At 55.5% G+C, this 11638-nt stretch carries 10 protein-coding genes; 3 read left to right on the top strand and 7 right to left on the bottom strand.

The window, feature by feature from the left end; all coding sequences use genetic code 11:
* Positions 1–52 precede the first annotated feature (52 nt).
* Entirely contained in the window at positions 53–1168 is a 1116-nt protein-coding gene (locus tag ACR0AU_RS09915) for an MHYT domain-containing protein (RefSeq protein WP_170802047.1), read from the bottom strand.
* On the opposite strand from ACR0AU_RS09915, the gene ACR0AU_RS09910 reads away from it, so the two are divergent.
* A complete protein-coding gene (locus ACR0AU_RS09910) occupies positions 1145–1357 on the top strand; it encodes a hypothetical protein (RefSeq protein WP_170513065.1) in 213 nt (70 codons plus the stop codon). The two genes, ACR0AU_RS09915 and ACR0AU_RS09910, sit on opposite strands and share 24 nt — an antisense overlap.
* 96 nt (positions 1358–1453) lie before the next feature.
* Here ACR0AU_RS09910 and ACR0AU_RS09905 read toward each other — a convergent pair whose 3' ends face one another.
* Positions 1454–1798 carry an adenylate/guanylate cyclase domain-containing protein gene (locus ACR0AU_RS09905; protein WP_170733066.1) on the bottom strand — a complete coding sequence of 115 codons (345 nt, stop codon included), beginning with the start codon at positions 1796–1798 and terminating at the stop codon, positions 1454–1456.
* A 240-nt stretch (positions 1799–2038) separates the two neighbouring features.
* On the opposite strand from ACR0AU_RS09905, the gene ACR0AU_RS09900 reads away from it, so the two are divergent.
* A complete protein-coding gene (locus ACR0AU_RS09900) occupies positions 2039–3316 on the top strand; it encodes a tetratricopeptide repeat protein (RefSeq protein ID WP_480795628.1) in 1278 nt (425 codons plus the stop codon).
* A gap of 127 nt (positions 3317–3443) precedes the next feature.
* Here ACR0AU_RS09900 and ACR0AU_RS09895 read toward each other — a convergent pair whose 3' ends face one another.
* The 4 genes from ACR0AU_RS09895 to ACR0AU_RS09880 are packed head-to-tail and all read right to left on the bottom strand — an operon-like array spanning position 3444 to position 8995.
* Positions 3444–4292, bottom strand: coding sequence for an ABC transporter six-transmembrane domain-containing protein (locus tag ACR0AU_RS09895; RefSeq protein WP_480795627.1), 849 nt, complete (start codon positions 4290–4292; stop codon positions 3444–3446).
* A gap of 6 nt (positions 4293–4298) precedes the next feature.
* The gene (locus ACR0AU_RS09890) at positions 4299–4718 is read right to left on the bottom strand and encodes a DUF2141 domain-containing protein (RefSeq protein WP_170646658.1); all 420 of its coding nucleotides are present in this window, start codon (positions 4716–4718) and stop codon (positions 4299–4301) included.
* On the bottom strand, positions 4715–7843 hold the full coding sequence (locus ACR0AU_RS09885) for an efflux RND transporter permease subunit (RefSeq protein ID WP_480795626.1): 3129 nt from the start codon (positions 7841–7843) through the stop codon (positions 4715–4717). Before ACR0AU_RS09885 ends, ACR0AU_RS09890 begins: the two co-directional genes overlap by 4 nt.
* A gap of 3 nt (positions 7844–7846) precedes the next feature.
* Positions 7847–8995 (bottom strand): efflux RND transporter periplasmic adaptor subunit, encoded by a 1149-nt coding sequence (locus ACR0AU_RS09880; protein ID WP_480592754.1) that lies wholly within the window; start codon positions 8993–8995, stop codon positions 7847–7849.
* 101 nt (positions 8996–9096) lie between these two features.
* On the opposite strand from ACR0AU_RS09880, the gene ACR0AU_RS09875 reads away from it, so the two are divergent.
* The gene (locus ACR0AU_RS09875) at positions 9097–9714 is read left to right on the top strand and encodes a TetR/AcrR family transcriptional regulator (protein WP_170733069.1); all 618 of its coding nucleotides are present in this window, start codon (positions 9097–9099) and stop codon (positions 9712–9714) included.
* Positions 9715–10041: 327 nt separating this feature from the next.
* On the opposite strand, the gene ACR0AU_RS09870 is transcribed toward ACR0AU_RS09875, so the two are convergent.
* Positions 10042–11637, bottom strand: coding sequence for a GMC family oxidoreductase (locus ACR0AU_RS09870; protein ID WP_480795625.1), 1596 nt, complete (start codon positions 11635–11637; stop codon positions 10042–10044).
* Between the last annotated feature and the right edge of the window lies 1 nt (position 11638).

The following is an 11638-nucleotide window of genomic DNA, read 5'->3' as shown; positions in this document are numbered from 1 at the left end:
GGCGACGCTTCAGGAAATCAACAAAAAACAGGTATTTTGCACGAAATGCGCCCTAGGTCGCACGAATTGCGCCCACCTGCGATGCAAGCGCATCCTGAACCGTCTTGAGTTTGGATCGACTGACCGGCGCGGGTGGTAAACCATCCCCGTCGAACAGGCATCGGCCCTTATCCTTGGTCCGCTCAAACCGCGCCACGCGCTGAGGATTGACAAGGTAGCTGCGGTGGGTCTGGAGAAATCCGGTGGGCACCAATCGCTTCGCGGCCTCGGTCACTGGCCAGACACAAAACAACCGATCCGTTTCGGTGTAAACTTGGGTGTAGTGCCCATCCGCGCGCAAAAACAAAACATCTTCGGCAGAGATGAAGACCTTTCCACCATCCCGTTCGCAAGGAATTTGCAGCAATGGTTTTACATCCACGGCCGCTTCTGTTGGCTCCGGGTCTTTCCTCGAAGGTCCAGGCAAATAGGTCACGCTGACCCACAAGCAAGCACCAAATATGATGAAACTGAACAGGATTACGCCAATGGCCAGCGTCTCATTGCTCATCAACGGGCCAAACTCAACCCCACTTGGCACCGCGACGAAACGGGTGCTCGCCAGAGCAAGAAAATGAACGGTGCAAACCGCCGCTGCAAAACACAAAGTGCCCAGCAAAATGTTTCTGTTTGTTCGCTGCCCGTAGGCAATCGCGAAAGCCAGCATACAAAGCGCTATTGCAGCAATCGAGGACAAGATGACGCCACTGGGCGTATACACTGCCCGGCAAAGCTCCAAGCCAGCCATGCCAATATAGTGCATCGCCAAGATGCCCAACCCAACAACGCCTCCTGCCATCGCAATCGTGGCGCGGTTGCGTTCGGTGAAATGCAACAGAATAAGCGCAGCTCCGACGAGCAGGATCGCGACAAGGGCAGACACAAGTGTGATTGCAGCGTCGTAATAGAACAGGATCGGCATCTGAAGCCCGAGCATGGCCACGAAGTGCATGGCCCAGATTCCACCGCCAAGCGAAACAGCCGCAAGAGCCACCGAGGCCTTCTTTTCAAAGACCGGCTTCGTCGAAAGATCTCGCGTCATCGACAATCCTGTAAACCCTGCCACGAAGGCAACAATGCAGGACATGGCGACGAGGAAACTGTTGTGGCTGACGTCGAGAAACTCCATTGTCGCAAATTGGCTAAAAAGTATGCGTTTGGCAAATGGATCAACGATGTCGGACGTTCAAAGAGCGGTTACACATTAGGCGATGCCCAGCTCCGAAGCATTCGTGCCGAGGTGGCTAGCACGCTGCTATTCGGCGGCTTTGAGGCCAAATCCGCCGTTCATATTGATTGGGTGAAAACCACAATTTAAGGCTAATGAAGATCTGCTCGACCCCTCCCGCCGTCATCATTTGATGTTTAATTTGTGACTTCCGAAAGCTGCTGGGTGGAATGGCTAGAGATGCCTTTAGACCGCTTTATAAACTTGCCAGTCTTCGGATAAGCCCTTCAGTTCTTTTGTTACAAGACTTTCGAAGTCCAGACCGGACCCAGCCACCAGATCTTTTACTGTTCTGGAAACGACGATGTCGCCGCCTCCGCCCAATTCTGAGATACGCGCTGCAGTGTTAACGGAAATTCCGCGCACATAATGCAAAGAAACTTCGACCTCGCCTGTGTGAAACCCTATGCGAACTTCCAGATTCAGCTTGGAAATGGCATCGCCAATCGCCTTGCCACGATGGATCGCCTGGCCGGGTCCGTCAAACGTAGCGAGAAAGCCATCGCCATATACTTGGTAGGCAATGTGCACCTCATCGCTGTGCCTCCTTCGGACAACCCTATTGGCAAAGAAAGGCTATGAGGCACGCTTGGTTCAATCAGTTCTTTTCAATCAGCAGTGAAGGCCAGAAGGCCAACCCGTTAACCGATGGTTCGATCCTTATAGCAATCGATTATCCACAATAGTGCTTATGGTTTCGCTTTTTGTGCTAGCGTTGGGCAGTCGCGAGCACGCACGTTTGAGTATGCTGACGAAAGTGGGAGTATGGAGATGCTGGTTGACCGGTATGGACTGACGCTGACGACCGGCCTGCCAGAGGCGCGGGACGCCTATGTCGCGGGGCTTGATCACATCCTTGCAGCAACGTTTGGTGCAAGCGAAGCTTTTTTCGCCGCCATCACGGCCGATCCCGGCTTCGCCCTCGGTCACGTTGGGCTTGCTCGAGCTCGAATGTATGAAAACGATATGTCTGGCGCTCAAGAGGCAATGGCGTCGGCCCGCGCCTGCGCATCTGGGTTGACTGAGCGCGAGGAGGGTCATCTTGCGGTATTCGATCTCTTGCTTCAGGGACGTGTCTTACAGGCACGAAGCGCAGTTCTGAAGCACGCTGCTCATCACCCCCGCGATGTCCTTGTCGCGCAGATCTGTACCAACATTTTTGGTTTGATTGGGACATCGGGTGAGCCTGGTCGGGAAAGCACGCAACTTGCCTACACGACCAAATTATTTGATGCCTTGGGCGAAGACTGGTGGGTTATGAGCGTACACGGTCAGGCGCTATGCGAAGTTGGGCGGCTTGATGAGGCCATGTCCATGATGGACGGCTCGCTCGCTTTGAACAACGCCAATGCAAACGCGTCACACTTCAAAGCGCACACGCTCTACGAGCAAGGTTATGGAGAGGCCGGTCGCGCATACCTTGCCGACTGGATCGCGGATTATGATGTGCGCTCGGTATTGCACGGCCACTTAAGTTGGCATCGCGCTCTGTGGGCCTTGGAGCAAGGGGATGAGGCTGAGCTATGGACGATTTACGAGGGAGCTATCGCACCCGCAGCGTCCTATTCGTTGCCGATAAATGTTCTAACCGATGCTGCTGCACTTTTGCACCGCACTGAAATTGCGGGTCTAACAGTTGCGCCCAAACTTTGGCGCGACCTGAGCGAATACGCATCACGGTTTTTTCCAAACCCAGGCATGAGTTTTGCGGACATACATGGCGCGCTGGCTCATGCAATGGCAGGGGAAGGAGAGCGCCTTGCGGTTCTGACCGAAACAAGCTTGGGTTTTGCGGCAGATCTTGTTCGCCCGGTGGCCCGTGCGTGGGGCGCGATTGCGCAACAAGATTGGACGGATGCGCTGCAACAGCTGACACCGGTTATGGCAGATCACGCTCGTCTGGGCGGCAGCCGCGCACAGCGTGACCTTTTGGAGCTGACTTACCTGAATCTGCTATTGAAATCCGGCCATATTCAAGAAGCTCATCGAACGATTACAGCGCGACGCCCGATCTTCAGTCATACTGCGCCCGTTGCAGGCTTTGTCTGAATTCACAAAGCTCTAGTTTATCGGCTCTTTTTACCCCTCCTTTAGCTAGGCTGCGCACGACCGGAATGGACTGATTACTTCCTGATTACAAATCCCGTATCACGCCAATTATGGTATGCAAGCCTGATCAATCGCTCTGCAACCTGGTCGTAATCTCTGACAGGCGAGACCAGGATTGTAAGGTGACGGGCAAAGCAAGTGCGGCTTCCGCAAACTCCCACGAATAGCTGATAATCGAAAATATCATGCCCGGTGTCGCATCCAGGTTTTGGGTCGCGAACCACAGGTTGAATAGGAGCAGACCTATTAACAGAATGAAGATTACGCCATACAGAACGGCTTCGGTATCCGAGAGCTTTACTTCGAACCGGCGCAGTTTACTCAGGTGGACGAAAACCGGACGGTCACGTCGTTGTTCCAGAACACTGACCTGATGCTCCATTTGCTCATTCAGCGCACGGTTCCATTGCCAAAACGTCGAATGAAACAGAGCGTACACAGATATCATTCCGACAAGAACCCCACAGGCAGACAGGGCCAGAACTGGCGAGAAGTAAAACAGCAAAATTGCTGATATGACGAACTGCACCACCCCCGCGATTGCCGAAGGCAGGATCTCTTCAAGAAAGTCGGCCAGTTCGCGCCCCATCCCGATCCGGGCGTTCAGCGACGAAATTGGAAGATTTGAAAACCGCGCGGCAAGCGCCTTGCCCAATTCGACACGGATCATACCGTAGACACGTGTATCGTAAATCCGCCGGATCACGCTGATCATAGTAAGGGCAACCATGAGCGCACCTAACTGCACAAAGGGCTGAAAATCTTCGCTCAGCAATCCATCTATGGCGAAGCCGACGAACAGCGGAATCAAAACTGTCAGGGCAGTTTCAACCAGGATCAGGAACCACGTAAGCCCTACGCGCCAGCGGAACACACTCAGAAGCGTGCCGATTGTCAGTTTTCGATCTGTCAGCATGTCGAATTACTGATCATAGTGAATGCGAACACGCACATCGCCCGGCCAGACCGAGGCAGCCTTGAAATCCGGCTCGTCCTGAGGGTCTGAGGCACCTGTTGAACCCAGCCCCTCCAACAGTTTTGTCTCAGTCATGTTCAGGTCATCGTCCTTGTTTTCGTCATGAAACAACAGCACAGCGTATGGGCCCGTGTTCAGGTCAGAAAACTCATGGCTGACGCTGCCTTTACGTGACGGAATCTGGGCGTAGTCAATGGCGCTCCAGACATCCAAACTGTCAAAGGCGCGCGCGTTATCGAATACAAGGATCACGATGTTGCCGTTGGCGTTGCGGATGCCGTCCACAGTCACATTCAGACCCTCGGCGGCGGCCGGTGTCGCAAGCGTTACCACGGCGAACGCAGGGGCTAGAAGGTTCCGTATCATGGCTTTGTCCTTTCTTCAGAAGGCTGCGGAAGGGGTGACTTGAAAATGGCAATGACATCCTCGGTGATGGCGATCAGTACCGGCACCAGCAGCAGCATGAGGGCTGTGCCGAAGAGTTCTCCAAAAGCTAAAGAGATTGCCGCAGGGATCAGATACTGTGCTTGCTCAGAGGTTTCGGTCAGCAAAGGCAGCAGACCAATCACTGTAGTTGCGGTGGTCAGAAAGATCGCCTTGAAACGTCCAATGCCTGCGCTTCTCAGCGCCAGATTCACGGGCTGACCTTCCTCTCGCGCCTGATTGTAGCGGGTGATCATGACCAGACTGTCGTTCACAATCACACCGGTCAGAGCAAGCATGCCGAAGAACGAAAACAGCGACAGCGAGACATCCATGATCAGGTGCCCGACGGCGGCTGCGATAAAGCCGAATGGCACGATGGCCAGAATGACGAAAGGCTGCCAATAGCTTTTCAACGGCACGGCCATCAGCACATAGATCAGAACGGCTGCCAGCAACAGCGCGCGCTTCAGGCCATCGCTTATATCGGCCATTTCTTCCAGTTCACCGGCCGGCAGGACGGTTACGCTGGGATATTTGGCACGGAGTTTCGGGACCAGCTGCTCGAACACCGCCTGCCCCACCTCTTCGGGAGCAACAAGGTCGCGGTCGATGGACGCGGCTACGATGTTCATGCGCTTGCCGTCACGGCGATCGATAGTGCCAGAGGCATAGGTGCCCTCGATTTCGGCGACGGTCTCAAGCGGCACCCAGGCGCCGGATGCGCTGCGCAACCGGGTCTGCACCAGATCCGCCAACGTATCGCGGTTTTCACGCGCGTTCTGTACGACTACGCGGACTTCGGACCCATCGCGTCTGACCTTGGTCACCTCGGCCCCGCCGAACCCATAGCCAATCTGTCTGGCCAGAGCCTCGGCGTTAAAACCAAGGTGCCGCGCGTCCGGGCGCAGGCGGAGTTTCAGTTCAGGTTGGCCGCCCACCAACCCATCCCTTACATTTGCCACGCCCTCGATGTTCGACAGGAAACCTTTCATTTCGGCGCTGGCTTGCTGCAGAAGGTCTTCGTCTTTTGACGCCAACCGGATTCGGAACCCTGCGGCAAGCGTTTCCGATCCGGTGAACTCCAACTCAGTGGCGCCCTCGACCGCACCGACCCGGTCGCGCCATTCGCGGACCACGGAAAGGATCGGGACATTCGGACGCTCAGCTACCGGGATCATTTCAGCGAATATTTGCGCATTTCCAGCGCTGTTGATGATGGTGAATACTGTCTGAACGGGTGGAGCAGACATACTCGCCTCTTCTGCAAGCTCGACGTTCAGCTCGTTCAACACGTCTTCGATCCGATTCACGTTCGTGCGGGTCAGTGCAAAGGGGGCGCGGGCATCCATCTCCAGGTTCATCGTGATGACCTGACCGGGCACCTCGGGAAAGAACACCGTCCTGACCTTGCCCTTGTACATCAGACCAAGCCCCAGCGTTGCGGCGGCAATGAACAAGATCAGCACGGCATAGCGCTGACGCACCGCCGCGACGAGCAAAGGCTGGTAGATGCGATCCCGCACCCAGTACAACCCGCCCTGCGCAGAATCCTGTACCCGCCCCCACAAGCGGGTCAGCAGGTATCGACGCTCTTGCCGCATCGGAACCTGCGCCAGATGGGCGGGCAGGATGAATTTGCTTTCGATAAGCGAAAAGATCAGTGTCAGGATCACGATGCCCGCGAACCCGGCAAGTACCTTGCCCAGCGGATTGTCGATCAACAGCATCGGGAAAAAGGCTGCGATTGTGGTCAGCACGCCAAAGACGGTCGCAACAGCCACGCGATGCACGCCGCGTTCCGTGTCCCTAATCGGGTCCTTCCCCTTGCGGTGTTCTTCAAAAACGCTTTCGCCGACTACAACGGCATCATCGACCAGAATTCCCAAGGCAATGATCAGACCAAAAGTCGTGACATCGTTCAGCGAATAGTCCACCCATTTTGAGCCCGAGACAGCAAGCGCCCCCATGACCGAAACAGGAATGCCCATGGCAACCCAGAAGGCCAAACGCACGTTCAGGAAAATCGACAGCATCAGGGTCACAAGGATCAAACCCTGCACCCCGTTTGAGCGCAACAGCGCCAGGCGGTCCGAGATGTAGCCAGCGCTATCACCCCAGATCTCGACCTGAACCTGCGACGGCAGCTGTCGGCTGAACTCGTCAACCGTGCTGCGCACGACATCACTGATCTCCAGCAGGTTTTCCTTCTGCCCGACCAGAACCTCCATCCCTACGGTTGGTTTGCTGTTCAGGCGAAACAGGTACTCGCCGTCCTGAAACCCGTCTTCGATTTTGGCAATATCGCCCAAAGGCACATAGGACCCGTCGTCACGTTCGATGATCGGCAGAGCTGCGTATTCCGGCACGTATTTCGCCCTGTCATCGGCCCGCAGATAGATCGTACCGCCATCGGTCCTCAGACGACCTGCCTGAAATGCCAGCGAATTCCCTTCGATGGCACGGGTCACATCCGAAACCGTCAACCCATAGTGGCGCAGCAACGCCGGGTCGATTTCAATGCGCAATTCCCGCGGTATCAGGCCCCAGATTTGCAACCGCGACAATTCCGGTTGCGCCAGCAACTCTTCTTTCAGGCGTTGCGCCAAGCTCTGCAATGTGGCGGGGTCTGTTTCTCCGAACAAGTTCAGATACAGCGCCGGAAAATCGAAACCCGAGGCTTCGATCACGGGTCGGCGCGCAGTATCAGGCAGATCAGTCAAGCCGTCGATCCGAATACGGACACGATCCAGGACGGCTTGTAGTTTCTGGCCACCTGCGCGACGGACAGTCACGACACTTAGGTCATTTTGGGATTGTGAGGTCACACTACGCACGCCCTCCAAACCTTCGAGGGCCTGCTCAACTTTCTGGGTCACCAATTCATCAACCTGTTCGGCTGTGGCGTCCGGAAACTCGATCGCGATTGTAACACTTTCCGGCGGAATGCGGGGGAAGCCTTCGATCCGAATGTTCAGCAGCGTTTGCACCCCAAGAAATAGGATCAGTGCCATCATCAAATTGGCAGCGACCGGATTTCGGATAAACCAGGATGTCAGAGCATGCATGGCTCAGCCCCCATCTGATTGCGGCGTCACCCGCTGACCCGGTAGAAACGAGGCCAAAGGTGTTTTGGCCACGCGCCACGGGCCGGTCCCTTCGGGAGCCGATACCGTCACTGTACTTTCGCTGCGGAACAGGATGTTCGGGCTAAGCCTCTGCAATTGGTCGTTATCGTCTACAAGCCAAATGTATCCCGCACGGGTCAGGACGCTTTCGGGTAGGGTTAATGTGTCCGAGATCCGGCGTCCGGGAATGTGAACCTGCAGGAAGTCTCCGGCGAGTATGCGTTCATCGGGCTTTGTGACATCCAGAAAGACCCGCACCTGCCGCGTGTCTTGATCCAGAAACCCTCCTCCACGCCGGACTTGAGCCCGCCCCAACGCTCCGCCCGAGCGCTGTGTCAGATCAGCAGTGGCGCCAGAGATCGGATGATCCAACAACGCCCAGTCCGCCTGACTAAACTCGGCGACCAGTTCGAATTGCTGGTCGTCCGAAAGGTGTATCAGGGCATCGCCTGGGTTGACCGTCTGGCCCAGGCTGGCAAAGCGATGGGTTACAAATCCCGAAAAAGGGGCGACAACCTCCGCGTCCTTCAGTTCATTTCGCGCCGCATTCAGCCGTGCCTGCGCAGCTGCAACGGATTTCTCGGCAATGCGCAATTGCGGTAGATTCACAGCCAGTTCGTTTGGCGGTTCTGTTTCATCCCGGTCAAACTGTCGTTGCGCGACTGTCACTTTGTTCTGCGCGCGCAATAACGCCAGTTCCGCTTGCTCAAGCTCCATCTCAGCGGCTGCAACGGCGCTTTGATAAGGTGCATTTTCGATTGAAAACAAAGGGGCACCCCGTTCCACCTTAGTCCCTGCCAAAGCGGCGTTGTGTACTGCAATGATGCGCCCGGACACAGCAGATCGCAGCTTGGCATCCCACCGAGGCCGAACTTCGGCAAACGCCGAAACCCGCGCTTGTACGGTTGCCGAAACTACTGTGACGACCGAGACGGTCGGTGGCGGAGGTGAGGTCGTTGTTGCCTGAACATCAATTGTATCTTCTGTATCAAACAGGAGGACGACGATCGCTACAAACAGTGCCAACGATAGTCCAATCCAAAGCCATCGCCGGGTCGGTCTTTGCCGAGTTTCCAAAGTTTTTTCTGTCATAGACCAGTCTTTCCTGTGCCGCCGAATCCATTGCACCTTGTGGCGTTCGATAGAGTGTCATATACTATGAACGATCGTTCGTTCAATATTAAGTTGAAAAAATGTCCGATGACATCAAGAAGCCGGAATCAATCCGGGAAAAGGCAACAGCCAAGCGTCGCAACCAGATTTTGGAGGCCGCAGTTATGTGTTTCCTTGAGCGCGGCTATCATCAGACCGGTGTCCGCGATATCGCGGCGCGGGCGGGCGTCAGCCTTGGAAATCTCTATAATCATTTTCGCGGCAAACATGATGTGCTTGTAGAAATCGCAATACTTGAACGCCGCGAGATGGAGCCGTTTCTGAAAATCCTGAACTCAGATGCGCCCGCGCCCAAAGTCATAAGAAAGTTCATCAAGGCCTACGCAAAATACCTTGCTGCGCCGGAAAACGTTATTCTCACGTTGGAAATTTCGAGCGAAGCAGTTCGTCAACCGGACATCGCGCAGCTGTTCGTCGAGAACCGATCGAGTTTGACTGAGGCCCTGGAAGCCGTAGTGAAGCGAGGAATTACTGGCGGTGAATTGCGCACCGTTCCGGATCCCCTTCAGGCGTCACAACTGGTGATCGAAGTTCTGGAAGGCAGTGCATATCGTAGTGTGCTGTCAGAAATGCCCATGACCGGGATCATTGTGTGCGCTGAAGACTTTATTATGAGTTCCCTGCTGGCACGTCATTAGTACGTAGGTGGCGTGTCGTTTTGGAATTCGTGAATGTCAGCCAAAGGGAGCTGCCTGAGACATTAATGTAGGCAGCAAAGATCGACTTTGAGCCGGCCGAAACGCGGGGGAGGTCAAAGGAAAGTTGGAGTTGCGGTTAGGACTATTGGCTAACGCAATATCATCCGAGGTTCTGTTACCAGACTTCGTTTAGTCACAAGACGAAGCGGTCGCAAAGCGAATGCAGATTCCAACCACCGGCACAGCGCCAGATCGTTTTTGATGCGATTGACGCTCTGATCTATTGATACTGTAGGGATCAGGCGATCAGATACGATGGCAGATTTCTCAAGCATCCGCCTTTATCAGGTCGCTTGCCTTTTCGCCAATCATGATCGCTGGTGCGTTGGTGTTGCCGCTGACGATTTCCGGCATGATCGAACAATCAGCCACCCGCAGGTTCGAAATACCGTGTACCTTTAGTCTTGCGTCGACAACAGACGTCTCGGCGTTCCCCATCGCGCAGGTGCCGGTTGGGTGGTAGATCGACACGCTGTTAGATCTGGCCCAATCCAGAGTGCCTTCATAATCTTCGCAGCTCAGCTCTGCAGTTGGTCGAAACTCTTCTGAAATCTTCGAGGCCAGAGGGTTTTGTTTGGCAATCCCGCGCGCGATGTTCACGCCGTCGACAATGGTTCGGCAGTCCGTTTCAGTGGACAGATAGTTCGGGATGATCTTGACATGTTCGGATGGGTCCGGTCCGTTCAGGCGCAGCTCTCCCCGACTTTCCGGACGCAGTTGGCAGACCGACATCGTGAAGGCCGAAAACGGATGCACACCTTCGCCTGGGCTGTCGGCGGACCAGGGTTGCACGTGGAACTGAATGTCGGGCGTCTCAACATCGGGCCGGGTTTTCATGAAACCAGTTGCAAGGCTGGCGGCCATTGTCATCGGACCTGCACGAAATAGTGCGTATTTCAGCGCGATTCGCGCCTGATTGAACAGGCTGCGAACTTCGTCATTCAGTGTGGGCTCATTGCATTTGAACACCAGCCGCGCCTGCAAGTGATCCTGAAGACCTTTGCCAACACCCGGCAGGGCGTGCAGCGGTTTGATACCATTTTCCTTTAGATGATCCGGCTCTCCGATCCCTGACAACATCAGGATTTGGGGAGAGTTGATCGCCCCGCCGGACAGGATGACCTCGCGCCGAACAGTCAGTGTCTGCTCGTTACCAGAACGATCCCGGTAGACCAGCCCGGTTACTTTTTTCCCATTCAGAACCACACGCGACACAAGCGCTTTGGTGATGATGTTGAGGTTCTGACGACCGCGAATGGGCTTGAGATAGGCGACGGCGGCGCTACAGCGGCGCCCATTGCGCGTGGTCAGTTGGAAGTAACCCACGCCTTCTTGCTCGGCCCCGTTATAATCTGGGTTGAACGGATAACCGGCGGCCTGTGCCGCCGCGACCCAGGCATCGCAGATCGGGCGCTGAATGCGCATGTTGGACACTGACAAGGGGCCATCGACGCCATGATATTCATCCTCGCCGCGCTCTTGATCCTCACAGCGTTTGAACAGGGGTAGCACATCGTCCCAGCCCCAACCATCGTTGCCCATTTGCCGCCAGCGGTCGTAATCTTCCTTCTGGCCACGCACATAGAGCAACCCGTTCAGCGAGGATGAGCCACCCAGAACCTTGCCCCGTGGCCAGTCGATGGATCGACCGTTAAGGCCGGGGTCGGGCTCAGTGCGATAGCACCAGTCAACCGAGGGGTTATGCATCGTTTTGAAATAGCCGACGGGGATGTGAATCCACGGGTTGGTATCGCGGCCACCTGCTTCGAGCAGCGCAACAGTTGTGTTGGGGTCTGCGCTCAACCGATTGGCAATGACACAGCCCGACGATCCTGCGCCAACAACTGCATAATCCACCTCCATG

It is taken from the genome of Ruegeria sp. CG1, assembly GCF_056537265.1.
Note: the sequence above shows the minus strand (reverse complement) of the source record. Positions and strands in the feature narration are given on the sequence as shown.

Bases quoted from the DNA above. Each gene is read 5' to 3' on its own strand.
- ACR0AU_RS09915 (WP_170802047.1), bottom strand. From the start codon at position 1,168: ATGGAGTTTCTCGACGTCAGCCACAACAGTTTCCTCGTCGCCATGTCC.
- ACR0AU_RS09900 (WP_480795628.1), top strand. From the start codon at position 2,039: ATGCTGGTTGACCGGTATGGACTGACGCTGACGACCGGCCTGCCAGAG.
- ACR0AU_RS09895 (WP_480795627.1), bottom strand. From the start codon at position 4,292: ATGCTGACAGATCGAAAACTGACAATCGGCACGCTTCTGAGTGTGTTC.
- ACR0AU_RS09890 (WP_170646658.1), bottom strand. From the start codon at position 4,718: ATGATACGGAACCTTCTAGCCCCTGCGTTCGCCGTGGTAACGCTTGCG.
- ACR0AU_RS09885 (WP_480795626.1), bottom strand. From the start codon at position 7,843: ATGCATGCTCTGACATCCTGGTTTATCCGAAATCCGGTCGCTGCCAAT.
- ACR0AU_RS09880 (WP_480592754.1), bottom strand. From the start codon at position 8,995: ATGACAGAAAAAACTTTGGAAACTCGGCAAAGACCGACCCGGCGATGG.
- ACR0AU_RS09875 (WP_170733069.1), top strand. From the start codon at position 9,097: ATGTCCGATGACATCAAGAAGCCGGAATCAATCCGGGAAAAGGCAACA.
- ACR0AU_RS09870 (WP_480795625.1), bottom strand. From the start codon at position 11,637: ATGGAGGTGGATTATGCAGTTGTTGGCGCAGGATCGTCGGGCTGTGTC.